Raw genomic sequence first — 25,643 nt, forward strand, 5'->3', positions numbered from 1 at the left:
CATTGATTACATGAATATAAGTCCTCTCGTCAGTATTATTATTCCTGTATATAATATTGAAAAATTTATAGCAAAATGTTTGGAAAGTTTAGTAAGTCAAACATATAAAAACATTGAAATAATTATCGTAAATGATGGATCTACGGATAAAAGTCCATCTATATGTAGAAGTTATGCGGCTAAAGATAACAGAATAAAGTTAATTAATCAAAAAAATCAAGGTTTGTCAGGTGCTAGGAATACAGGAATCCAGCATATTACAGGGGATTTAGTATTGTTTGTTGATGGAGATGATTGGTTAGATGATAACTGTTGCGAAGTGTTGGTAAAAGAACAAAAAGAAAATAATTCTGATTTGATAATTTTTCCTTATGTCAGAGAATATAGAGATAAATCTTATAAAAGAAAGTTATTTACAAAGGATGTATTAACTTTTAGCGATTACGAGTATAAAGAATTTTATCGTCGATTAGTAGGTCCTGTGGAAGAGGAACTAAAAAATCCCTCAGAAATAGATATTTATTCGACTGTATGGGGAAAATTATACAAAAAAGATTTGCTGGAGAATAAATTTGTTGATACAAAAAAAATTGGAACAGAAGATTTACTCTTTAATATTATGAATCTAATAAATGCACGTCGCGTAAAATACACTTCCTCCACGTATTATCATTATAATAAAACTAATGACATATCCTTAACAAAAAAATTCAATATACAAAGTTATGAAAGAAAAAAGCAATTAATAGCTGAGATTGAAAACTTTTTAATAAGAAATGATTTTGATAAAAAATATCAGGAGGCTTTAAAAAATAGAAAAATACTATCTATTTTTCCTTTTATTTACATGATATGTAACAGTACTTTAAATAGAACTGAAAAAATAAAAAATATAACTTATATTGTTGAGGATCAATTTAACAGTAAAGAATATGAAAAATTTGCTGGTAATATAAAATATATATCAAACTCATGGAAAGTATTTTATTTTTTATTAATAAATAAAAAGAGTAAGCCTATTTTTATATTAGTAGAAACTGTAACTAAATTATGGAGGATAAAAAATGAAAAAGGCAGTGTTTTTAATACCTTATTTCGGAAGGTTTAATAACTATTTTCAATTATTTCTTGATTCTTGTAAAAAAAATAAAGATATAAATTGGATTATTTTTACTGATGATAGAAGAAGCTTTGATTATCCTCAAAATGTAAGAGTAATTTATATGACTTTTGACGACTTAAAAAAAATGTTTCAAAATAAGTTTGAATTCACAATAGATCTGGCTAAGCCATATAAATTATGTGATTTTAAACCAGCATACGGATATTTATTCGAAGAATATACTAAAGATTATCAATACTGGGGATATTGTGATACAGATATAATTTTTGGCAATATCAATCGATTTGTTGAAGACCCTATAAAATTGAAATATGATAAAATATTTTTTTTAGGACATTGTACTCTTATCAGAAATACCCCGACATTAAACCGTTTGTTTATGGAAAAATTAAATGACGAAATATTATTTAAAAAAGTATATTCTCAAGAGAAAAACTTTTCATTCGATGAAGAATTTAATAAAAGTATAAATAATATATTTTTAGAAGAAAAGAGAAGAATTTATATGTCTGAGGTAGAAGCAAATATATATACTAAGTCTTCTCACTTTAAACTAACAAACTATAATTTTGAAAAAAAGGGATATGAAATTTTTAGTAAGAAAAATACAATTTTTGTTTATAAAGATGGACAAATTTGGAACATTTCTTTAAGAGATGGTTTGCTTGTCAATGAAGAATTTATGTATATTCATTTACAGAGTAGAAAAATGCAAGTAAAACGAAGAAACAGAGATTATTATAAAATAATACCAAACGCCTTCGAAGATATAACCCAAGATGTCACAAAGAAAGAAGGTTTTATTTTAGAGAAAAAATGGAACCCTAATTTTCATTATTTTAAACTCAGAACAAAAAATCTATATATAAAAATAAAAAGGGCATTAATGAAATGATATATATTGGAATGACAATAACAGTTCTATTAATATTATTAGGACTATATTTCAAAAGATCTTATTTTCTATCAGGAATAATTTTTTTATGGCAGTATATCCTTATAGGGTTTAATTATGCTGGTGCAGATATGAACGATTATTTAAATCTGTATCAAACTTATGGAAATAAAGGCGGTATAGATCTTTCTTTGATGAATGGGGGACTATATCAAAATTTGATGTTTCTTTTTAGCCTGTTAAGATTAGACTTTGTGTCAGCTAATGCTATAATAAGTTTTTTTGCGCTGGTTTTATTGCATATCTCAATAAAAAGATATACAAAAAATATTAATTTTGTACATGCCTTACTGTTTATCTATCCTTTTACAGACTTAGTGATACAAAAGCGTAATTTTATAGCTATGGCAATTATAATATATGCAATTAAATATCTGAGAGAAAAAGAAATAGCAAAAACGATCAAGTATTTAATTCTTTGTGTTATTGCTTTTGGTTTCCATGAATCTGCTTTATTTTATATTATTCTTGCTATACTCCCTTGGGTTAACTTTGAGTTTATAAAAAAATACATGCTTCTATTTGATGTAGTATTTATATTTATATTTCCTTGGTTTTTTTCACATATCATGGTTTTTTTTACTCAGTCGAAAATTTCACTATATCTTGAAGACTCAAGTAATCGATTAGGCATATTTAAGGTTGGTGTCTTTATAGTACTTCATTGTATTTTAGTTTTTATTACATTATGGTTTAATCAAGAAAAAAAATCTGTTTTTAATAGAAGCAGAGTTAATAAATATAATGGTTTATTTACTCAAGTAATTTTCTTTTCATTATTATTCATTCCATTATATTATTATAATTCGACTTTTTTTAGATTTGTACGTAATTTATTAATTATATTCTATGCTAATGTAGCCAATTTTCAGTCTGTTGGATATATTTTTACAAAAAGTGTATTAATAAAAAATATTGTTTATATTAGTTTTTTATTTTCTCTATTTATGTTCTTCTATGTTTTTTTTGGAGATTTAGGTTTTTCTTATCTTGTTAAACCAATATTTGAATATAATAGAATATTAGATTTTTTTTACTAAGGAGAACAGATGTTAATTTCAGTTATTGTACCTATTTATAATAAACAAGATTATTTAAGTAAATGTATAGAAACAATTTTAAACCAGAGTTATTCAAATTTAGAAATTATCCTAGTTAACGATGGATCGACAGATTTGAGCGAACAGATATGCATAGAATTTTCTAGGAATGATAGAAGAATAAAATATCTTAAGACTAAAAATAATGGTGTTTCTGAAGCAAGAAATATAGGTATAAGTATTTCAAAGGGAAAGAAAATCTTATTTGTAGATGCTGATGATTATCTTTCAAAAGACTATGTTGAGAGCTTTGTTAAATACTCTGAGTATTTTATTATATCAGGCTATATTCAAAACCAAAAAAAAGTTATGCCTACACCACAAAAATTATCTTACATTGATACTATCAATAACTATGGAAATTTAAGTAATTTTTTAAATACCCCATATTGTAAAATGTATGATAGTACAATAATTAAAGAAAATGATTTAAAGTTTAATAAAAAAATAAGATATGGAGAAGATTTGGATTTCAATCTAAAGTATTTAAGTAAAGTAGAAGATGTCTTCTTTTTGCCAAAAGCCTTATATAATATTGTTGAATCACCTAATGGTCTTAGCCGAATAACTATAAATAATATGTGGGAATATCAGTCAGAAATTGCTAGTACAGCATATGTATATTATGGGACTGATAGGCATTTTTCCATAGGCTATATCTCTATTAATCTTAAAATTATACGGACAACTCTTTATTACTATATGTCCACATTTAATGAATTCAAAAAAATGTGTGCCATCATAACGAATACTATATTTTTTTCTACTTTAAAAAAATATATGAAAGAAGATTGTTCTATCCAAATAAAAGAAAAAATAGTTTTTCTCTTATTAGATAAAAAAAAGTATTTTATGTTATATTTTTTACTTAAACTAAAACGTAGAGCTTAAAGAGGTCAAACTAATGAATGAATTACAGGTAAAGATACTTGAAATCTATAAAGGAGTAAAAAAAGTTTGTGAGGAGAATGATATCAGATATTTTGCAATCGGAGGAACATGTATTGGAGCAATAAGACATCATGGATTTATTCCATGGGATGATGATTTAGATATTGCTATGCCAAGAAAAGATTATGAAAAATTCAAAAAAATTGCAATTACTTGTCTAGAAAAAGATCTTCAAGTGCTAGATGAAAAATTTGCATTTCATAATGAAAATGTTTTTATAAAAGTACACGATATCAATACAGCTTTATTGCATAAAGAATTGATACAATTTCAGGATCGTTATTCTGGAGTTTATATTGACATTATGCCTTTAGATGGATTACCAAACAATAAAATTATAAGAAAAGTACACTTGAAAACTCTCATTACTTTAATGCGATTAAATAGAGTTCAAAAAGAGTTGAATGATTCTAACTTAAATAATAAAAGAATTATATATTCTTTTATTAAACTGTTTCCAAAAAATATTTTTTTAAATATTTACTTAAAACTTGTTAAATTATATTCTTTTGACTCTGAAAGAAATAAGCTTTCTAGCTTTGCTTGGTCTTTTAGAGGAGACAAGCTTCTTTTAAATAAAGAAGATTTCTCTAGGTCTATTGATTTTGAATTTGAAGATACAATAATGCCGTGCCCTATTGGGTATGATAGATATTTAAAGAATCATTTTGGTGATTATATGATAATTCCAGAAAAGGAAAATCAAGTACAACATAATAACGCGATAATAGATTTTTCAAAATCATATAAGGAATATATTAAGGAGAATAATCAATGAAGGATGGAGTAATAATCGGGTATACTTCTGGAGTATACGATCTTTTTCATATTGGGCATTTAAACTTATTAAAAAATGCTAAAGGGATGTGCGATAAATTAGTTGTTGGAGTAACAGTAGATGAATTAGTAACTTATAAGGGGAAAAAAGCAGTTATTCCATTCGAAGATCGCGCTGAGATTGTAAGAAACATAAAGTGGGTTGATGCTGTGGTTCCTCAATATGATATGAATAAAGTTGAAATGTGTCAGAAATTAAAAGCAGATGTTCTTTTCGTGGGAGATGACTGGTATGGTACTGAAAAATGGCAGAAATTTGAAAAAGAGTTAGAGGAAATTGGAACGCGTGTAGTTTATTTTCCATATACAAAGGGAGTATCGTCAACAAAAATCACAAAAGCATTAAAAGATTTAAGGAGTGATACACATGGAAATTAACAAGAAATATTGCAATAATTCTTATTTAATATATAGAAGTATTGTGGATAGAGAAAAAAGTTTTTCAAAAGACATCGAACCAAATTTTTACGATATGCCTTATAGAGTTCCTGTTAAAAACGTAGACGACACAGTTAAAGAAATAGAGAAAACAATTGATAGTCTTTTTTCTGATAAAACAAAAAAAGTTGCATTGATGTTAAGTGGTGGTATTGATTCCGCTATATTAGCAGCAATGGTTCCTAAGGGTACAAAAGCCTACACTTTCCAACCTGATGTAGAAGGTGCTAATGATGAAGTGAGGTATGCAAAAATCTATGCAGAGATAAATGAATTGGAGCATTCTGTTATTAGTTATGATTGGACTGACTTCGATAATTCAATGGATAAACTGATGTTGCAAAAGGGAGCACCTGTTCACTCTATTGAACCACAAATATTTAAAGCTGCCGATGTTGCAAGAAAAGAAGGTTATACAACTTTACTTTTTGGAGAAGCTGCTGATGCTGTTTTTGGTGGTTTAGATGGACTTTTATCAAAAGATTTTAATTTAGCTGAGTTTTATGAACGATTCATGTTTGTAGATCCATCAAAAGTTTTAAAGGAGCCCATGGAGATTAAAGAACCGATAATACCATTTATGAATGGGAATAATATAGTAGATGTACATGGTTTTCTCAATACTGTCTTCTTTTCTGAAAGCAATAACTCTTATTATAATGCATGTAAATTAGCAGATATCGAATTTATTTCTCCGTTCAATAGGATGATATTGGATGTTCCTCTTGATTTAGAGAGAGTGCGCTCAGGTGAAAGTAAATATATTTTGAGAGAGATTTTCAAGCAAAAATATCCAAATTTACAGATAAGAAAAAAATTACCTATGCCACGACCTGTGGATCAATGGTTTGAAAAATGGGAAGGGCCTGTTAGAACAGAATTTAGAAAAGATATTCCATTGAATGATATGAAAGGCGATCAGAAGTGGATGATTTATTGCTTGGAAAGATTTCTAAATCTAATTGAGGATGCAAATGAAAAGTAGTTCTTATTCAAAAAAAGCTCTTTATAATACAAGTATGAACATGTTAGTAAGATTAATGACATTACTGTCTTCATTTATAATGAAAACAGTAATGATACATTATATGGGAATTGAATATACAGGTTTATCTAGTCTGTTTACTGATATATTAACTATTTTTTCTTTTGCAGAACTAGGAATTGGTTCGGCAATAACTTTTGCTCTTTATAAACCTATTAATGATAAAGATTATCAAAAGATAGCACAGCTAATGAACTTTTATAAAAAAGCTTACATGCTTATTGGATCTTTTATCTTTATTATAGGCGTGGCACTAATTCCTGGATTACCATTTATGGTAAAAAATGTCCCTAATATTTCAGAAAGTATAACATTAATATACCTTTTGTATTTAATAAATACGGTGAGCTCATATTTTTTAATATATAAATCTGCATTATTAACGGCTAACCAGAAAAATTATGTTATTAGTTTTATACAGGTTATTTTTAGTATCGTCCGAACAGCATTAGGTGTTGTAATGATTGTTTTATTCGAAAATTTTCTTCTTTACTTATCTTTCGATATACTTCTTATTATATTCCAAAATATAATAATCTTCTTTTTCGCAAATAATGAATTTAGAGAAATAAAGAGTGTGTCTAATGCAGATCTTCCTTCAACCGAGCGAAAGCGTCTTTTGGGGGATATCCACGCTTTGGCATTGTATCAGATTTCTAATGTTATTGTCAGTGGAACTGATAGTATAATTATTTCTTCAATTATGGGAACAGGAAGTGTTGCCTTCTTCGCTAACTATAGATTTATCGAAAGAAGTGTAGATACTTTTATGGCTCAAATTACTAGTTCTATAACCCCAACATTAGGAAATTTAGCGTTAAATGATAAAGAAAAGCAAGAAGAAAATTTTGACAATTTGAATTTTTTGATATTTTGGATCACAGCTGTCACGGCATTGTTGCTTTATTTTTTAACAGATCCTTTTATATCTGTATGGTTGGGTAAAAAATTTATACTAAATAAGTGGATTTTAATAGGTTTTGTCGTTGACTATATTTTAGTGAACCTTGTACGCCCCGTAGCTGCATATAGAAATGCAAATGGGTTATTTATTCAGGGAAAATATCGCCCATTAGCAATGGCAATTTTAAATGTTATTATTTCAATTGTTCTTGTAATATATTTAGGCATTGAAGGAGCAATATGGGGAACAGTATTTTCAAGATTAATAACACAGACTTGGTTTGATCCTTTGGTTCTTTACAAATACACTTTTAAGAAGAGCGTAAAAATATATCTATATCAGTATTTTAAAAGAATATCAGTTATTTTTGGACAGGGCATAGTTATTTCGTTAATTTTAAAAACTTTATTTGCAATATTTAAAGTTAACCATCAGGTAATATCCATTATTATAATTGGTATTATTGTTTTTTTTATTTCGAATTTTATTTTATGGTTGATCTATCATAATAAAAAAGAATTTTTGTTCCTAAAAATTTATATGCGCCGATTGTAAAATTAAGCTAGACAACTAAAAAAGTCATTTGTGCTACACTCAAAATAGTTCCGTCCAAAGAATTATAAGGAGTGAGTACAAATGACCTATACCCATCTTACAACGGATGAACTTGTAATGATAGAGTCTTATTTCAAAATAAATCAATCTGTTGCGAAAACTGCGCATTGCTTGAATCGTTCAAGACAAACGATCCATAAAGTATACCTGTTCTTCAAGCAAGGAAAATCAGCCTTAGAGTACTATCAACAGTATAAGAAAAACAAATCAAACTGTGGTAGACGCCCGCTTGTTTTACCTGAGGAACAATCAGAATATATTCAAAGAAAGGTTGTTCAAGGATGGACACCCGATGTGATTGTTGGTCGTGCAGCGTTTCCTATTCGTTGTTCTGCTCGTACCATTTATCGTATGTTCAAAAAGGGGCTATTTAATCCTTCTGACTTACCGATGAAAGGCAAGCGTAAACCAAATGGACATCAAGAAAGACGTGGAAAACAAGCTTTCCGTCGCTCTATTCATGAACGTGAAAAAGATTATAGCCAATTCTCAAATGAGTTTGGTCACCTTGAAGGTGACACTATCGTAGGTTTGAAACATAAAAGTGCTGTAATTACCTTAGTTGAGCGATTATCAAAAGTTATCATCACATTGAAACCGTGTGGTAGACAAGCGATTGATATTGAAAACAAATTAAATCATTGGTTTGAATCTGTACCGAAAAATCTATTCAAATCCATCACTTTTGATTGTGGAAAGGAATTTTCAAATTGGAAACAGATCAGTAATGCCAATGATATTGCCATTTATTTCGCTGATCCAGGAACGCCGTCTCAAAGAGGCCTAAACGAGAATTCTAACGGATTGTTACGTAGAGATGGTTTATTGAAATCTATGGATTTCAATTCAGTAGATGAATCTTTTATTCAATCTGTCGCATCGAAACGAAATAATATTCCTAGAAAATCACTGAATTATCGAACACCTTTGGAAGTATTTTTGAGTTACGTAAGTATTGATGATTTGTCTAACTTAATTTGACAATTAAGAATGTATAAAATATTAAGTAGAATTAAAAAAAATTGAAAAAATATATTTTTGTATTCCTCAAAAATTAGACTAAAAAATTTAATTTTTGGTGTGGTAGACTTCCTCAATTGATTATCTCTGTTTATACTAAATTTATTCGAAGAAATAGAGGAGAGAATTTCTTTTAAAATACTAAGGACCATTTTTACAAAATTTATAGTACGATCATTTGGAAAAATAATTATTCTCGGCATTTGTATTTTTGGCATTCACTATTGTAGAGGATTTATACCTATACATCTTTTATGATATTAGTTTATATATTAACTTAAAATAGAATATTTTATTAAAACGAATTTTGTTTAAATATTACCATGAACTAAAAAATAAAAATATCTTTTTACTATGCGTAACCCCCCATACAACTATCAATTGATAGTTGTATGGGGGGTATCCATCCATTTACTTCCGCTTCTGCTGCTTTCCTGCGTTGCGGCCTTTGTTGTTTGTACTGTTTTTTGGTTGTTTGATTTGTTTTGTTGCTTGTTTGTTGTTAGCTGGCTTTGCTGATTCTGTCACGTCTTTTCTTGGAGTGACGACTTGTTTTGGCGGGTTTTGTTTCAACTCTTCTGCCACTTGTGCTTTCAAACGTGGTTTCATCATAACGTTTGTGATGAATGTTTGCAGACAGCTGAACACACCACCGACTACCCAGTAAAGTGTAACACCGGCTGGCGCACTGATTGACATGAAGACGATCATAGCAGGAGAGACGATCAGCATCGTACGCATCGTCTTTTTCTGTTCTTCAGGAATACCGATTGTTGAAATATATCCTTGAAGCAGATAAGCGACCCCTGCAATGGCCACAAGCACCATACTTGGTGAGCCTAGATCGATGCCGTAAAAAGATGATTCCCGGATACCTTCTGTGTAGCGTGCCGTAAAATACAAGGCAGAGAAGATCGGCATTTGGATCAATAGAGGCAGACAGCCGATTCCGCCGGTCATACTCAATCCATTTTCGCGATATACTTGCTGCATTTCTGCTTGTGCTGCCATTTGTTCTTCACGTGTTGTTGCAGCTTTTAGCTTTTGTTGTGCTGCTTCAACTTGTGGTTTTAACGCTTGCATTTTTTCAGATTGGATCATTGTTTTTTTCGATTGACTGATACCTAGTGGCAAGATGATGATACGAACGATCACAGTCATTGCAATAACTGCCCAGCCGTAAGACCAATTGAAATTCTCAACTAGATATGTAATCGCTTGGCCCATAGGATGGACGAGTACTCGATAAACGATTCCTGAAGTGTCAGGGTTTCCGTTTGAATCCATCCGCACACAGCCAGATAAAAAGAGCAGGATACTGACAAGTCCGGATCCCAATAACCAGTTTTTCCATTTATTCATAGAATACTTCCTCTTCTATAATTTTTACACAAACTTAACTATACTAAAAAAGCGCATGGAATTCAATCAACTTCATAGAAATTTCATATAAATATTCGTTCTTTTTCGTAGCGGAAAATTTTGAAAAAAGACAAAAAATCAAGAAAGAAATACTTAGAAAGAAAAGAGTGATTCCAAGTGTTTCTTTCTTATTAAAAAAACTAAAAACTTTTTTTATTCTGCCCGAAATAGCGGAGTCAAATGAACTCACTGCAAGTGATAGATCAGCTTTTTTACTCCCTGTCTTTAATACTCGAGGCAAAGCGCTCAAAAACAACCTTATCGACGGTGTTCAAAAGTCAGTTTCTCGGTATTAAGTCAAATTTATGCAAAAATGTGGAAAGCCATTTTCACAAAATTTTCCTTAATACTCAAAACTAAGTGACTTTTTCACAACCAGTCCTTAATGCTTGATGCAGATCAGCTTTTTCGCAACCTTATTGACGGTGTTTTATCAGCTGCCTCTCGGTATTAAGTCATTACATTTCAAAATATGAGAAGCTATTTTGAAAATGTTTCTCCTTAATACTCGAGGCAAAGCGCTTCAAAAACAACCTTATCGATGGTGTTCAAAAGCTTGCATCTACGGCATTAAGTCCAGCCTGTTGAAAAATATGGAGAGCTATTTTTCACAACCAGTCCTTAATGCTTGATGCAGACCAGCTTTTTCACAACCTTATCCCACCACATCAAATTTCTTTCGTTCCTCAATCATCGGATCTTCTTGGACATCCACATACTGCACTCGTCCACTTGGGCTCGGAGACTTCTTGACTTCTTCGATAAATTTTTGGATGATGTCGTCATTTCCGATTGCTTCGATTGTGACTGAGCCGTCGTCTTCGTTTTTTACCGTTCCGGTCACGCCTAACTGATCAGCAACCATCTTGGTCATATAGCGAAATCCCACGCCCTGGACACGTCCTTGGACATTCATTTTAACTTTGCGCATGTTCGTCACCTTTCTTTCCTGTTTTATACATCAATGATACCGATTTTTTTAGGATGAAACAAGCTCAAGCACCTATTCCATGATATAATCAGGTGAGGTGAGGAATGTGAAAGAGATCCAATCAGCAAAAAATCCAAGAATCAAAGAATTAAAAAAACTACATAAAAAGAAATACAGAGAAGAAAAGGCAGAATATCTTTTGGAAGGGTTCCATCTGATCGAAGAAGCTGCGTCGTCTAATGCAGAAATAAAAGAACTTTTTGTGACACAGAGAGGTATGAAAGAATGGGGAGACTGGCTGGCTGTAAACAAAGAGATTTCTACTTTTCTAGTTTCAGATGAGGTCATGACCGCTATGTCAGATCTACCTACACCGCAAGGGATCTTAGCAGTGATGACGTTAACATCTGAAGATACGCCAGATTTTTCAGGAGGCTGGCTTTTACTAGATAATGTACAGGATCCTGGAAATGTGGGAACGATGATCCGTACGGCAGATGCGTTTGGTATGGCTGGTGTTTTATTAGGTAAAGGAACGGCAGATATTTATAGTACAAAGGTGCTGCGAAGCATGCAGGGAAGCAATTATCATTTGCCTGTGTTACAAAAAAATTTGGCAGAAGTGATCCCTGTGATGAAAGGCAAAGGGTTTACGGTGTACGGTACAGAATTAAATGAAGAAGCACATGCATTAGACAAAGTAGAAAAAACAGAGGATTTCGCTATAATCATGGGAAACGAAGGTCAGGGAGTAAGTCAGGAAATCTTGTCTTTGAGTGATCAGAACGTATATATCCCAATGAAAGGAAATGCGGAATCATTGAATGTCGGAGTCGCAGCAGGGATCGTTCTTTATCATTTTTCTTTATGATTAAGGAACTATTAAGCTTTAGCTATTTTATCTAGAGCAACTAGAATAATCCGAACACTGGTGGTATACTTAGATCAATTTCAGAAGAAAATGAAATTCAAAAAGGTGGCAGATCGATAATTATGACAGAAAAATGGCGTGAAGACGAAGAATATATGTCTTATGTACAAGATCTTTTAGAAACAGAAGCAGTGAAAAAATTAGCGAATTACACACAGCATGTTCATTCCACTCGATTGGAGCATTCCATCAGTGTTTCTTACTATAGTTATCTGCTCGCAAAAAAATGGGGTGGCAATGCTAAAGCAACAGCGCGTGCTGGACTTTTGCATGATCTGTTCTACTATGATTGGCGTACGACGAAATTTGACGAGGGGACACATGCGTATATCCATCCAAGAATTGCTGTAAAGAATGCAGAAAAAATCACCGATTTGTCTGATCTTGAGCGAGATATCATTTTGAAGCACATGTGGGGCGCAACGATCGCACCGCCTAAGTACAAAGAAGGATATATCGTGACATTCGTGGACAAATACTGCGCAGTCAAAGAAGCGGCTCAGCCCATGTCTGCAAGTATGCGTAAGAGATGGCAACATTACTTTGGGAAAGAATCCTCGATTTAATAGGTAAAACCAATATAGACCATATTGAGGTTGTGACAGAAGTGGTCAGCTTCAAGAAATAAGAAGGAATGTACGAAAATTGCTTCTCAAATTTTTGTGAAATTTCGGCTTATTTTTCGAAGAAGCTACTTCTGGAACACCATTCATTCGAAACAAGGGACTTTGACACGACTTTTGTCACAGTCCTTTTTTCTGTTTGCAGTTGACTATCTGTTCAAGATACGGTTTACTTTTATTTATCGAATGAATCATGTACATAGAATAATAAGCATTAAAGGGGGTGATGATAAGATGCAAAACGTATCTTATTTAAAAGAGTCCGGGATCTTCAGGTAACACATACTTTGCAGAAGATCACTTTTTTCTACAAAGTATGCACTTTGGTTAGAAGAAAGGACTTTAAAATCATGGAACAAACAATAAAACCATACCAATATTTTTTTATAAAAAGAGAAGTAGATCAGTTATTAAATGCGTACTCATCTGTCAATGATCCAAAAACGGTACAAACAGTTCAGGCACTAGCAGCTGAAAAGATTCGAGACATATTAGAACACGAACTGCCAGAAATCGATACATTTTTAACGACAGTTTTAGACGTAAAACTGACAAAAGCGCAAGCAGAAAGAGCATTGGAGGAGCTGAAGCAAATCGAAATCGTCCAGCCGTTTATGCAGCCTAGCAAACCACAAATCGAGAAATTATTCCGAAAAGTGAAAAAACTCAAACAACCAGCTTGGAATGAAATCGACTTGCAAGAACATACGTACATCGGCTGGAATGATCCAGGTACGCAGAAAAAATTCATGGTCTATTACGAAGATGAAAAATTAAAAGGGATTAGCGGTACTTTATCACCAACGATAAATAAGGGAATCTGTGCAATCTGTCAGAAAACATCGAATGTGTCGCTTTTTCTTTCTACAACGAAAGCAGGTTCTGATGGCACGTATACGAAAAAGGGGAATTATATTTGTCATGATAGTGACCAATGTAATCAACAGTTAACGAAATTGGCTCCTTTCTATGAATTTGCTGAACGTGTAAAGAAAGAACGATAATTTTATTGTTTTTTACAGAAAAATATGCTATCTTTTAATGGAAGTGAATAGGTGATGGTGTTCGCCTTTAAATGCTAACGAAAGATAGCTAATGACGCCTACTAAAGTCTGGGGACAGCCCCTTTCTTTAGTAGGCGTTTTTTTATTGAGGAGGAATTTTTTATGGAAAAACAATTACCGAGTCCAGTACGCATTTTAGTGTACATGCTGAAGTGGCTGGTGATCACAGCGATTCTCGGTATATTCATGGGGAGCTTGTCTGCTTTTTTCTTAAATAGCTTGACAGTTGTGACAGATATCCGACTATCACATCCTTGGCTCCTTTATCTACTACCAGTTAGTGGTGCGCTTTTTGCTTATCTCTATGCGTATCACGGCGGTCTTTCTAGTCGTGGAAACAACTTAGTGATCGATCAAGGAAATGGTGGAGAAGAAAAAATCCCGTTGCGGCTTATTCCACTTACGCTGTTTGGAACCATAACTACCCATTTATTTGGGGGATCTGTTGGCCGTGAAGGAACAGCAGTCCAAATGGGGGGAGCGTTAGCAGATAATACAGCACGTTTGTTCCGATTGGATAAATCAGAACGGGAAATCTTGATTATCAGTGGAATCAGTGCGGGTTTTAGTTCTGTATTTGGCACACCTTTAGCTGGAACATTATTTGGATTAGAAGTGTTGGCAATCGGGAAAGTCCGAACAGAAGCGATCTTCCCTAGCTTCTTTGCTGCACTGTTTGCAAATTTCATGACAGAAAGCTATGGTGTTTCTCATCTACATTACCAAATGGGTGTGATTCCTGAATGGAGTATGTTGCTGTTCTTCAAAGTTTTTGTTGCTGGGATTGCTTTTGGTTTGATTGGTTGGGTATTCAGCCGTTCGATCGTCTTTTTAAAAGCGCGATATGCACAATGGATTCCTCATCCTGTTTGGCGAAATACGATAGGTGGAGCTGTAGTTGTGGCAGCAGCATTGATTTTGCAAACACAACGTTATCTCGGATTGAGTCTTCCGTTACTTCAAGAATCATTTAATGGACAGGCACATGTCTATGATTTTATTGGGAAGTTATTCTTCACAGTTTTGTCTTTAGGCGCGGGATATCAAGGGGGAGAAGTGACACCATTGTTTGAAATTGGTGCAACGCTTGGTACAGCACTAGCGCCTTTGCTCCATGTTTCTGTTCCTTTTCTTGCAGGATTGGGCTTTATCGGAGTATTTTCTGGTGCGACAAATACACCGATTGCCTGCTTTGTGATGGGGATCGAATTGTTCGGTTCACAAGCGGCAGTATACTTCTTTATGATCTGCTTGATCAGCTTTATGTGTTCAGGCAACAGCGGTATTTATTCTGCTCAGCAAGTAGCGGTCAAAAAAGGGATACTCTTTTTGCCAATAGTTAAGAGAATGAAAGAAAAAAACAAGGTGTGACATATGTTTTGTCACACCTTGTTTTTTTAGAAAAGTAAAGTAATCAGCGATAAGAATGCGGAGCCTGCGAAAAGCAATCCGCAAATGATCATATGTCTTTTTTTGTTCATCATCAAGATGGCGATGTATTCTCTTAAAAACGCATTAGGCAAGTAGTAGAAAGCTGTTTTTGCCCCAATACCATTTGCCTTCAGTTTCGCTTGTCGTGCATAGAGACCAGCTCTGAAAATGTGGTAATTGTTAGAACTGAAGATCGCGCGATAAGGACCTTTCATTTGCTGATCCATGATTTCCTTTGAATAGCGCATATTCTCCAAAGTGGTTGTCGAATTGGTTTCGACAAGAATATCTCTTTCAGGAATTCCTTGTTCCATGGCATATTGTTTCATCGCAATGGCTTCTGGTACTTTTTCGTCTGCTCCTTGCCCACCAGACATCAATAAGATGGGGGGATTTAATGTAGCACGGCTTTGAGCCCGATAAAAAGCAATTGCCTTATTGATTCGCTTAGCTAGAAGAGGAGACACTGTTTCTCCATTGATCAACCCAGCGCCTAACACAACGATGAAGTCTTGATTGTATCGAGGCCGGTTGAACTGATACAAGAATGAGACAGTCAAAAAGTTGTAGAATACGATAAATAGATAGATCAAGATCAGGGGAACGCAGAAAAACAAAGCATTTATCCATTGCGGCAAATATTTTAACAAGAAAAAGTCAAAAACAAGAAACAGTGTAAGAAAAATGGCTAGTATCAACGTTAAAAGATTAGCTAATGAATGCAATTCTCTACGTAAAACTGTGACCCCGTTCCAAAAAAGAAAAACAATCAATCCATAAATACCAAATAAAAGGACAAGTAGCAATGGAATCGTGATCAAGGCGATCAGTCCGCCAAGGAAAATATTTTGCGTTTCATACAGCAAGACAAACAAGTAGATGCCGAAACTGATGAGGAAAACATTGAATAAAAGACCATTCAGCAGCCTTCGTTTTTCTGTGAAATAAGAAAAAGCAAAGATACTAAAGAACAACAATGGAATCAAAAAATAAAAGGTCGAATAAAAAATTTCCAACACGACAAAATAAGTTAAGATTACCGTAAATGTCCACGTACTGCCGTAAAAGAACAAGGAAGGATCCTTCTTCTGTTTTCGCCAATAAACGATAGAGAATACCCCAATAAGATAGAGAACTAAAAAGATCAGATCTCTGGTTAGATTCATAAATTCAACTCCTTTTTCTTATACAGTATAACGAAAATAGATGAAAAAAGCTGTTATTTAAACTAGAAAAAGCAAAAAAACATCTTTCCGATGGAAAGATGTTTTTCTTATTGTTCAATTAAAACAAGTTGCCGAAAAATTCTGCGACGCGTCGCCAGCCAATCACGAACATATTCGCTTTTTCCACTGTTTTATCCGTAATGATCTCTGTTGATGGCGCATTGTTGTCTTCTAAATAGCCTAATTTATCGTCTGCCAAGGTGATCGTAGCGGTACCGATTTTTGTACCTTTATCCATAGGTGCTTGGATCTCGTTGTCAGTGACTTGCTTCTTGTCAAGTGTTGGCGTGATCGTTAATTTGCCAGTATCCATATCGTTTCGTACCCATACTTTTACAGGGCTTTTAAGCACAACAGGAACTGTTGATTCTTTTCCGTCTTTTACATCAATGGTTTTTAGACTAGGAATACTTGCGTTAGCTTTTCCGAGCTCTTTTTCTGACCAATTGTCATAGCAGTAGTCCATCAAACGGTCTGTTTCATTGAAGCGGGCACTCGGGTTTTCCGCATGGCCGTCCGCATTCAATACGACAGTGATGATCCGTTGATCGTTTTTAGTGATCGTACCAACGAAACAAGCACCTGCAAGCTCAGTCGTACCAGTTTTTAATCCGTCCACGCCTTCCTTGTAATTAACGAATCCTGGGAGCATCCAGTTCCAGTTGACCATTTCCACTGGTGATTGCGTATTTTCGCCAAACATTTGGGTCGTAGTACTTGATACATCCAGTATTTCTGGGAAATCCAAGATCAAATGGCGGGCAACGATGGCCACATCTTGAGCAGACATTTGATTTTCGTCGTTTTCTCCAGTGCCTTCTGGTCGGTTTTCGCCAAGATAAGAGTTGTTCAATCCTGATGCATTAACGATTGTTGCATCTTTGATTCCCCAATCTTTCAATTTTTCTTTCATTCGTTCAGTGAATTTAGCTTCGCTGCCAGAGATTTTTTCTGCCAAGGCCACCATTGAAGCATTGGCTGACTGGATGATTGCAGAGTCGAATAATTCTTTGACAGTGTAGGTGTTTTCTTTATGCAAAGGAACATTCGATAAATCTGGGGTGATACTCAAATTTTCTGCATAATCTGAAATCGAAACTTTATCATCCCATGATAGTTTTCCTTCTTTTACTTGATCAAGAACGATGTAAAGACCGATGATTTTTGTGATTGAAGCGATCCCCATGGTTTTTTCTCCATCTTGATCATAAAGAATCTTACCGCTTTGCGCATCTACAGCAAAAGCTGCTTTTGAATTTACTTTGAACGTATCTTCAGCTTGCACAGCAACAGCTGGTAGAAAAGAAGCAAGGCAAAGAATGAGACTAGCCAATAATAGGACTAGACGTGTTTTTTTTATGGACATATCCGATCTCCTTGTAATTAATTTGTTTCGCTACAAATTAAAATTTTATCAGAGAGGGGAGAGAGTTTCAATGTTTCTGAAAAAACTTTAGGATAAGAACGCACGTTATGGAAGGTTAGCGGTCGTTTTTACGTACTTTTACAGGAATAGGCTGTGTTTCCGCATCTAATAAGCGGGAAGCGCTGAAAGCAAATAAACTGATAATACTTAAAAAATAGCTAAATTTAAAACCGTAGAAACCGTTTTATTTTTTTAGATACGTTTTATTGTATGGAAAAATAGTGTTGTGGTAGACTTTAGATAGAAACAAATGAATGATTTTTTTAGGAGGGGTACGTTTATGGCAAAAAAGGATAAAGAATTATTGTCACAATTGACTTCAGAAGGCGCTAAAGGACCATTCGTCACGATCATGCTGAATACGCATGTCGCCCATCAAGATGTGGAAAAAGATCAGATCAAATTCAAAAATTTTGCGAAAGAAGCAAAGAAACGTTTTGAGAAAAAATATTCCGAACATGACTGGTCCCCGTTCCAAGAAAAAATTGAAAATTTGTTAGGAGATCCTTCGTTTTGGCGTAGTGCAACTACGAGTGTAGCGGTCATTATAACTGCTGACCAAACCTATATCCATCGTTTGAGTATCCCGGTAGACGATCAATACTATGTAAGTGATCTTCCCTATTTACTGGCTATTATCAAAAATGGGCAGTTCAACTATTCTTATTATTTATTGGGATTGAACCGCGACTCCATGAAATTGTATGAGGTCAGCAACAAACAAGTAAAAGAAGTATCTCTACCAGAAGGGGCACCGGTTGATGTCGTTACTGCATTGGGATCTGAACTGACAGGTGGCGGTTTGAACTTCTCTTCTAATGGAGGAGGCGGAGCCCGAGATGGAGTAACTTTCCATGGCGTAAATCCAAAAGATGAAGAGGTAGAGATCGATTGGGTCAACTATTACCAAGCAGTTGATACGTACTTGAAGGATTCTTTCGAAAATCCTGAACAATGGCCGATTTATTTATTTGCATTACCAGAAAATCAGACGATGTTCAAAAAAATTGCTAAAAATCCCTATTATTGTGCAGACGTTGCGATTTCTGCTTCTCCTGCGCAGCTATCCTTTAGAGATATCGAAGAAGGGGCGAAGAAGCTGTCAAGTGAACTCGCAGCTCAAGAATCAAAAGAATACAATAAACTCTTAGATAAGAAATTCATCGATCAGTTAGTTGATATCGTTCCAGCTGCGAAAGAAGGAAAAGTGTCGCATCTATTTATCGCTACGTCAAACTTAGCTGATGGTTTCGGTGAAGATCCTGAAATAGAATATGATCGGCGTCAAGTGTTGAATGCATTAGCAGATGATGTGATCATTAATGGCGGGAAAGTGTTTATTTTGGATCAAAAAGATGCGCCAGATGAAAAGAGTCTGACAGCGATTCTTCGTTATTAAAAGAGGTTGTGAAATCAGTGTTTTGACCTGAGTATTAGAGAAACAAACGGAAAAATAGTTTCACATAATTTGCCGTTTTTTGAGCTAATACCGAAGGTTAGCTGATTAAACACCGTGTATGAGAGGTTGTGAAAAAGCTGTTCTGCATCAAGTAATAAGAACGGCAAGCAAAAATAGCTCTTCATATTTTTTGTTTGGTGGGCTTATTACCGCAGATGCAAGCTTTTGAACACCGTTTAAGGAAGAGGTTGTGATAGAAGTAGTCAGCTTCAAGAAACAAGAAGAGATTTACAAAAATTATTTCTCAAATTTTTGTGAAATTTCGGCTTATTTCCGAAGAATCTACTTCTTGAACACCGTTTAAAAAAGAGGTTGTGACGTGGTCACGACCTCTTTTTGACGATTATGATACAAAAAACATCATTTATGAACAAAATGTGAATAACGGGCGTTCTTGAGATATGATTTTAATTGGGAAAAACTTATCGATAAGGAGGTCTTTATGAAAAAAAGACTGTTATGGTGTTTGCTGTTTCTATCCCTAAGTTTAACAAGTCAGCCAGTTTTTGCTGAAGAAACACAGCGGTCTCCTATTACAGGCACACGTCTGTACAAAAATGTTTATGTACAGACAACAGATCTTGATTCTGCGATTCCTGAAACAGAAGAACGGTCTTTGCAGCCAAGATTTGGTTACTTTTGGTACTGTCCGACCTGTGATTATGAAAGTTGCTGGCATTTCTTACATTCTACAGCTGCAGCTTTTGCTTTTACTCATACTCAGAAATATGATGGACATCATCCTGTTATTTATGAGGTATAGATATGGGCAAAAAAGAAAAACTAATCTCGTTGATCGTATTGGTTTGCCTTGTTCTTCTGGTCACTGTCATAGGCTATCAGAAATACCATGAGAACATCAGACCTACTAAAGAATCTTCCCCAGCCTCGACCGCTGAAACAGAACCGATAAGTAGTCAGAAAGAATAATTTTTTTAGTTTAAAGAAGAACATCAGAGCAAAAAAACACCAACTGAACAATATGTCGTTTATTTTAAAAAAAGTTCGGTTTTTCACTTTATGTAATCGCTGAGAAAACTTTTTTTAATAAAAAAAGTCGAAAAACTCTAGCTTTTTTGTAAACGGTATGATATACTATAGGAGTAGTTTTTGTTCGGTAATCTGTGGTAGCTTGTTTCAAATAAACATCTTCCAGATATACACCATTCAAGTAATTGCAAAATATGTGTTGATACACAAGGAGGATTTTTATTATGGAAACAGGTACAGTAAAATGGTTTAACTCAGAAAAAGGATTTGGATTCATCACTGCAGAAAACGGAAACGATGTATTCGTTCATTTCTCAGCTATCCAAGGCGACGGATTCAAAACTTTAGAAGAAGGCCAAGCAGTAACTTTCGATGTTGAAGAAGGCCAACGCGGACCTCAAGCAACAAACGTTACTAAAGCTTAATTAACCTATACTAAAAAATAAACGCCCAGACATTTGCGTGTCTGGGCGTTTTTGTCTATTTTCTTTAAAAAGCGATGAGAGTATTTTTCTGCACTTTGTAGTATAATTTCAAAAGAACATTAGAGGCAGGAGAAGAGGAAGATATTTTGAAACCAAGAACTTATGCAGTCGTTGATATCGAAACGACTGGGACGAATCCAAAAGAAGATCGGATCATCCAATTTGGCTGCGTCATGATTGAATCAGGTCGGATCACTTCACGTTTTTCGATCGATATTCATCCAGGGCGGAAGATTTCAAAACAAATCCAGCATTTAACAGGGATCACGAATCAACGCGTCCAAAAAGCGCCTTATTTCGAAGATGTCGCCCAAACGATTTACAATCTTTTGGCAGACACCATATTTGTCGCGCATAATATTTATTTTGATTATAATTTTTTGAACCATGAACTCATGCGATGCGGACTTCCTAGTTTGAAGACACCAGGCATCGATACAGTAGAACTTGCACAAATTTTCTTGCCGACGGAACCAAGCTTTCGCTTAGCTGATTTGTCAGAAAGCCTTGGATTTATTCATGAGAATCCTCATCAGGCAGATAGTGATGCCGAAGTGACAGGTCAACTTCTTTTGCTGATCGAAGAACGGATGAGAAAATTGCCAATCATCACGTTAGAGCAGATTGCGCGATTAAGTAGACACACAGGTATGGATACGAGTCGTTTCATTTATCATGTGATTGAAGAAATGAAAGAAAAACCAGAGCCACTTGATCCCTCATTAGAAATCGTCGATGGGCTAGCTTTGCAGAAAAAAGAAGTAGAACTATTCACATCCGTCCATTATGGCGAGCGGACATATCCAAGAAAAAAACAAGCAAAAGAAAAAATGTTTGGTAAAACACTGATGTATCGAAAAGAACAGAACAGACTGATGAATGCGGTCTACGACCATTTCACAAAAGATGAATCAAAAGATTTGATGATCGAAGCAGCTACAGGAATGGGTAAAACAATCGGTTATCTGCTGCCATTGAGTTATTTGGCTACACCTGAAAAACCCGCTGTCATCAGTACCGTTTCGCTAGTTTTGCAGCAGCAGATCATAGAAAAAGACATTCCATTGCTGAATCAATTGCTAGATCAGCCCATACAACCTGTAATTATCAAAAGCTATCGCCACTATATTGATTTACAGCGTTTTAAAGGCACACTTGTGGAACCGCCAGAACAAAAACAATATGCTTTGTATCAAATGGCGGTCTTAGTTTGGCTGACGCAAACGAAGACCGGTGATTTGGATGAATTACATTTAACAAATTTGAACCATTCATTCTTTGCAGATATCGCGCACAGAGGTATTGGATTTTTAGCAAGAAATCAGTCATTTTACGAACAAGACTTTGTTCGTTTCTTGCAAAAGAAAATCAGGCAAAGTAATTTTTTGATTGTCAATCATGCGTTTTTAGTACAAGAAACACAGCGAAAAGAACCATTGCTTCCAGCTAGTCCATTTTTGTTGATCGATGAAGTACATCATTTGCCGGAAATCGCTGAAAAAGTAAATGACAAACGATTAAGTATTAACTATTTCCATAAACAAATCCAGCAATTAGAAGGACCAAATCAGCTGTTTGACCGAATACAAAGCTATTTACCGAAAGAACATGAAGCCTTACGCTGGTTATCGATTTATCGAGAAGAACTTTCTGCGCTATGCGAAGCACAGATTTGTATGGCAGAAGGATTAATGAGTTTAGTGAGCGGCAAGCAACCTAACGGACAGTATCCAGAAGAAGTCATGATGACAAAAGAGATGTTGGATAAGCTGCCACTGGAATCTGGGACAGCCATTGATCACCTGCAGCTTTTTTATCAGGAGATCCAGCAGCTACAGTCACAAATGCGTCTGACTTTTGAGATTATCCAAGAAAGCTGGACAAACCAGATGCGGATCGATTTAGCAAGTTTATATAGCCTATTTGATCAATTAGACAAGCAGTACTTGCTGATGGATCAATGGCTGGAAGACTGGCGAGATCATTTGATCCATTGGTTCGTTCCTGGGAACACAGCGCAGCAGATGATTTTTCATCTCCATGATTTTCAAGCGGCTATGTTGCCGTCGACTGTTTGGTATCCTCGATATGATCGTATTCTTTATATTGGAGGAACGCTGAAGATCGGCCCTAATCGACACTATCTCTCTAAGAGGCTTGGCATTGAAGCAGCACCTCTTAAAGTGATTGCCTCTCCTTATGATTATGAGAAACAGGCAAGGATCTATGTGCCAAAAGAGGCACCTGCCGTCCATCAAGTCAGCAATCAAGCATATATCGATTATTTAGAGACAGCACTTACAGGTCTGATCGAACAAGAAGATCGGCCAATACTTGTGTTATTCACTTCTCATGATGTTTTGCAGAAGGTCTATCAGAAAATGCATCTGTCTATGCTAGAAAAAGGACGAGAAATACTAGCTCAAGGGTTTGGTGGAAGCCGGGAGAAGCTTTTGAAACGCTTCATTTTGTCAGAAAAAAGCGTATTGTTTGGCGCTGACAGCTTTTGGGAAGGTGTAGATTTGCCTGGAGACGCTTTGCAGATCGTTGTAGTCACACGTTTACCCTTCGATAATCCGCTTCGCCCGATGGTCAAAGCTAGGAACGCTTATTTAGAATCAGAGGGGATCAATCCTTTTTACCAGGAATCCGTACCTAAAGCAGTTTTGAAGTTACGCCAAGCATTAGGTCGCTTGATAAGGACGGAGACAGATCGTGGCGTATTGCTTATTTTGGATCGAAGACTAGTCACTGCAAAATATGGCGCACGGATCATCCATGCATTACCGAAAAAAGTACCGATCAAAGAGCTAGCTATGGAGGAAATCTATCAGGATATCCATGAATTCTTAAAGAAAAATGAAGAAGGAAGTTAGAGGAGCTGTCTTTTTTCATAATTAAAATCTGCTATAATGAAAAGGAATGAAGATAAAGGAGCGACGACCCTTGAAGAAAAAACAGACAAAGGAAAAAACGATTAATTGCGTGTTACTTGGCTTGATCGTATTTTTATTAGCGGTCATCGTGATCAGCTCGATTTTTTACTTGCGTTCCAGTCGTCCGGCGGTGCAGGCGAAGAAAGAAGCAGTAGAAATCGCAAAGAAATATGCAAATCTTGAGGAAACCGATCATTTTTATTGGTTTACTCGAAAGAAGACATACTTTTCACTGACAGGTACAAATGATAAAGGAAAAGAAATCGCCGTTATCATTCCTAAATCTGGTGAAAAAGTAAAAGTATTGGATCAAACAAAGGGACTGACTGAAAACGAAGCAAAACAGACAATTGCTGCGGCCCATCCTGAAATCCAAATCGAAAAAGCTGCTTTAGGGATGTATGATGATCAGCCTGTGTGGGAAGTAGTAGGAAAAGAAACAAATGGGAAACTGAATTATTACCTGATTGGCTTTGAATCTGGAGATGAAGTCAAGACAATCAAGGGAATTTAAAAGGTAAAGGAATGAATGGGATGGAGTTATCAAAAAGAACAAAACGATTAGAACCGTCTGTCACTTTGGCAGCTGCGGCAAAGGCCAAGGCATTAAAAGCAAAAGGCAGAGATGTGCTGAGTTTGACTGTGGGAGAACCGGATTTTGCGACACCAGAAAACATCCAAGAAGCAGCAATCGAAGCAATCCGCAATTGGAAAGCTAGCTATTATACACCAACAGCAGGAATCCCAGAGCTTCGACAGGCAATCGTTGATTATCTGAAGAAAAACTATGGACTTGTCTATGAACCTTCACAAACAGTCGTAACAGACGGAGCGAAATTTGCTTTGTATACCCTTTTCCAAACGATCCTTGACCCGCAAGATGAAGTCATCATTCCTGTGCCTTACTGGGTCAGTTACGGTGAGCAAGTAAAACTGGCAGAAGGACTTCCTGTCTTTGTGAAAGGGGAAGAATCCAATAGCTGGAAAGTTACTGTTGAACAGCTAGAACAAGCACGTTCAGAAAAAACAAAAGCCGTAATCATCAATTCTCCATCGAATCCGACTGGAATGATTTATAGCAAGAATGAACTTCAGGCAATCGGTGAATGGGCAGTAAAAAAAGATATTTTGATAGTTGCTGATGATATTTATGGTCGTTTAGTTTATAATGGCAATGAGTTTACTCCAATTGCAACGATTTCAGAAGCAATCAAAAATCAGACCATCATCATCAACGGCGTGTCTAAAACATATGCGATGACAGGCTGGCGTATTGGTTATGCGGTGGGAAATCCTATGATCATCAATGGAATGATCGCTGTTGCTTCCCAGTCAACCAGTAATCCGACAGCAGTCAGTCAATATGCAGCTGTTGAAGCATTGAAAGGCGAGCAAGATACAGTGGAAGAAATGCGGAACGCCTTTGAAGAACGCCTGAATACGTTATATCCGCTTGTGGCAGAACTGCCGGGTGTTTCTCTTGAAAAGCCGCAAGGAGCTTTTTATCTTTTTCCTAATGTAAAAGAAACGCTACGCATGTGTAAATATGAAAATGTCACACAATGGGTAGAAGATCTTTTAGAAGAGACAGGGGTAGCGCTTGTGACTGGCGAAGGCTTTGGGGCACCAGAAAATGTCCGCATGAGTTATGCTACTGATCGCGCTACGTTAGAAGAAGCGGTACGCAGAATCAAGCAATTTATTGAGAGTAAAAGTCAAAATTAATCCTGA

Annotated in this window: 23 protein-coding genes and 1 riboswitch; of the genes, 19 read left to right on the plus strand and 4 right to left on the minus strand. The window is 35.1% G+C overall.

Going from position 1 to position 25,643, the window contains the following annotated elements; translation table 11 throughout:
* The first annotated feature begins 10 nt into the window (after positions 1 to 10).
* The 9 genes from MKX69_RS04195 to MKX69_RS04235 all read left to right on the plus strand — a co-directional run bounded on the left by MKX69_RS04195 (position 11) and on the right by MKX69_RS04235 (position 8,949).
* On the plus strand, positions 11 to 1,108 hold the full coding sequence (locus MKX69_RS04195) for a glycosyltransferase family 2 protein (RefSeq protein ID WP_104832708.1): 1,098 nt from the start codon (positions 11 to 13) through the stop codon (positions 1,106 to 1,108).
* Positions 1,065 to 2,018 (plus strand): DUF6625 family protein, encoded by a 954-nt coding sequence (locus MKX69_RS04200; RefSeq protein WP_341008938.1) that lies wholly within the window; start codon positions 1,065 to 1,067, stop codon positions 2,016 to 2,018. Before MKX69_RS04195 ends, MKX69_RS04200 begins: the two co-directional genes overlap by 44 nt.
* A gap of 11 nt (positions 2,019 to 2,029) precedes the next feature.
* A complete protein-coding gene (locus tag MKX69_RS04205; protein WP_341010491.1) occupies positions 2,030 to 3,118 on the plus strand; it encodes an EpsG family protein in 1,089 nt (362 codons plus the stop codon).
* Positions 3,119 to 3,127: 9 nt separating this feature from the next.
* Positions 3,128 to 4,069 carry a glycosyltransferase family 2 protein gene (locus MKX69_RS04210; RefSeq protein WP_104674927.1) on the plus strand — a complete coding sequence of 314 codons (942 nt, stop codon included), beginning with the start codon at positions 3,128 to 3,130 and terminating at the stop codon, positions 4,067 to 4,069.
* 13 nt (positions 4,070 to 4,082) lie between these two features.
* Positions 4,083 to 4,907 carry a LicD family protein gene (locus tag MKX69_RS04215; RefSeq protein WP_341008940.1) on the plus strand — a complete coding sequence of 275 codons (825 nt, stop codon included), beginning with the start codon at positions 4,083 to 4,085 and terminating at the stop codon, positions 4,905 to 4,907.
* The gene (locus MKX69_RS04220) at positions 4,904 to 5,344 is read left to right on the plus strand and encodes an adenylyltransferase/cytidyltransferase family protein (protein WP_104674925.1); all 441 of its coding nucleotides are present in this window, start codon (positions 4,904 to 4,906) and stop codon (positions 5,342 to 5,344) included. The genes MKX69_RS04215 and MKX69_RS04220 overlap by 4 nt, the downstream gene beginning before the upstream one ends.
* Positions 5,334 to 6,389, plus strand: a complete 1,056-nt coding sequence (locus tag MKX69_RS04225; RefSeq protein ID WP_341008941.1) for an asparagine synthase-related protein — start codon at positions 5,334 to 5,336, stop codon at positions 6,387 to 6,389. The genes MKX69_RS04220 and MKX69_RS04225 overlap by 11 nt, the downstream gene beginning before the upstream one ends.
* A complete protein-coding gene (locus MKX69_RS04230; RefSeq protein WP_341008942.1) occupies positions 6,379 to 7,908 on the plus strand; it encodes a lipopolysaccharide biosynthesis protein in 1,530 nt (509 codons plus the stop codon). Before MKX69_RS04225 ends, MKX69_RS04230 begins: the two co-directional genes overlap by 11 nt.
* Before the next feature lie 81 nt (positions 7,909 to 7,989).
* A complete protein-coding gene (locus MKX69_RS04235) occupies positions 7,990 to 8,949 on the plus strand; it encodes an IS30 family transposase (RefSeq protein WP_000222573.1) in 960 nt (319 codons plus the stop codon).
* A gap of 450 nt (positions 8,950 to 9,399) precedes the next feature.
* Here the strand turns inward: MKX69_RS04235 and yidC are convergent, their stop codons facing one another.
* Positions 9,400 to 10,350, minus strand: a complete 951-nt coding sequence (gene yidC, locus MKX69_RS04240) for a membrane protein insertase YidC (protein ID WP_002302193.1) — start codon at positions 10,348 to 10,350, stop codon at positions 9,400 to 9,402.
* Between the two features lie 715 nt (positions 10,351 to 11,065).
* Positions 11,066 to 11,341 (minus strand): acylphosphatase, encoded by a 276-nt coding sequence (locus MKX69_RS04245; RefSeq protein WP_002289551.1) that lies wholly within the window; start codon positions 11,339 to 11,341, stop codon positions 11,066 to 11,068.
* Positions 11,342 to 11,447: 106 nt separating this feature from the next.
* Here MKX69_RS04245 and MKX69_RS04250 point away from each other — a divergent pair, with 106 nt between their 5' ends.
* The 4 genes from MKX69_RS04250 (at position 11,448) to MKX69_RS04265 (ending at position 15,330) form a co-directional block, all read left to right on the plus strand.
* Entirely contained in the window at positions 11,448 to 12,212 is a 765-nt protein-coding gene (locus tag MKX69_RS04250) for a TrmH family RNA methyltransferase (RefSeq protein WP_077940640.1), read from the plus strand.
* A gap of 122 nt (positions 12,213 to 12,334) precedes the next feature.
* Positions 12,335 to 12,838 carry an HD domain-containing protein gene (locus MKX69_RS04255; protein ID WP_341008945.1) on the plus strand — a complete coding sequence of 168 codons (504 nt, stop codon included), beginning with the start codon at positions 12,335 to 12,337 and terminating at the stop codon, positions 12,836 to 12,838.
* Between the two features lie 407 nt (positions 12,839 to 13,245).
* Positions 13,246 to 13,899 (plus strand): FusB/FusC family EF-G-binding protein, encoded by a 654-nt coding sequence (locus tag MKX69_RS04260; RefSeq protein WP_341008946.1) that lies wholly within the window; start codon positions 13,246 to 13,248, stop codon positions 13,897 to 13,899.
* Between the two features lie 41 nt (positions 13,900 to 13,940).
* Positions 13,941 to 14,007: riboswitch (Fluoride riboswitch) on the plus strand.
* A 54-nt stretch (positions 14,008 to 14,061) separates the two neighbouring features.
* Positions 14,062 to 15,330 (plus strand): voltage-gated chloride channel family protein, encoded by a 1,269-nt coding sequence (locus MKX69_RS04265; protein WP_341008947.1) that lies wholly within the window; start codon positions 14,062 to 14,064, stop codon positions 15,328 to 15,330.
* A gap of 26 nt (positions 15,331 to 15,356) precedes the next feature.
* Here MKX69_RS04265 and MKX69_RS04270 read toward each other — a convergent pair whose 3' ends face one another.
* Positions 15,357 to 16,556 (minus strand): YdcF family protein, encoded by a 1,200-nt coding sequence (locus MKX69_RS04270; RefSeq protein ID WP_341008949.1) that lies wholly within the window; start codon positions 16,554 to 16,556, stop codon positions 15,357 to 15,359.
* A 118-nt stretch (positions 16,557 to 16,674) separates the two neighbouring features.
* A complete protein-coding gene (locus tag MKX69_RS04275) occupies positions 16,675 to 17,982 on the minus strand; it encodes a serine hydrolase (protein WP_341008951.1) in 1,308 nt (435 codons plus the stop codon).
* A gap of 340 nt (positions 17,983 to 18,322) precedes the next feature.
* Here MKX69_RS04275 and MKX69_RS04280 point away from each other — a divergent pair, with 340 nt between their 5' ends.
* The 6 genes from MKX69_RS04280 to MKX69_RS04305 all read left to right on the plus strand — a co-directional run bounded on the left by MKX69_RS04280 (position 18,323) and on the right by MKX69_RS04305 (position 25,637).
* Positions 18,323 to 19,441 (plus strand): baeRF6 domain-containing protein, encoded by a 1,119-nt coding sequence (locus MKX69_RS04280; protein WP_002299523.1) that lies wholly within the window; start codon positions 18,323 to 18,325, stop codon positions 19,439 to 19,441.
* A 502-nt stretch (positions 19,442 to 19,943) separates the two neighbouring features.
* Entirely contained in the window at positions 19,944 to 20,264 is a 321-nt protein-coding gene (locus MKX69_RS04285; protein WP_002323868.1) for a hypothetical protein, read from the plus strand.
* 451 nt (positions 20,265 to 20,715) lie between these two features.
* A complete protein-coding gene (locus tag MKX69_RS04290) occupies positions 20,716 to 20,916 on the plus strand; it encodes a cold-shock protein (protein ID WP_002288762.1) in 201 nt (66 codons plus the stop codon).
* Positions 20,917 to 21,062: 146 nt separating this feature from the next.
* Positions 21,063 to 23,852, plus strand: a complete 2,790-nt coding sequence (locus MKX69_RS04295) for a helicase C-terminal domain-containing protein (protein ID WP_341008954.1) — start codon at positions 21,063 to 21,065, stop codon at positions 23,850 to 23,852.
* 46 nt (positions 23,853 to 23,898) lie between these two features.
* Entirely contained in the window at positions 23,899 to 24,426 is a 528-nt protein-coding gene (locus MKX69_RS04300) for a cell wall elongation regulator TseB-like domain-containing protein (protein WP_341008956.1), read from the plus strand.
* Positions 24,427 to 24,446: 20 nt separating this feature from the next.
* Positions 24,447 to 25,637, plus strand: coding sequence for a pyridoxal phosphate-dependent aminotransferase (locus MKX69_RS04305; RefSeq protein ID WP_341008959.1), 1,191 nt, complete (start codon positions 24,447 to 24,449; stop codon positions 25,635 to 25,637).
* Positions 25,638 to 25,643: the final 6 nt, after the last annotated feature.

Origin of the sequence: Enterococcus sp. FSL R5-0957 (assembly GCF_038008005.1) — a bacterium.
Taxonomy (GTDB): domain Bacteria; phylum Bacillota; class Bacilli; order Lactobacillales; family Enterococcaceae; genus Enterococcus_B; species Enterococcus_B faecium.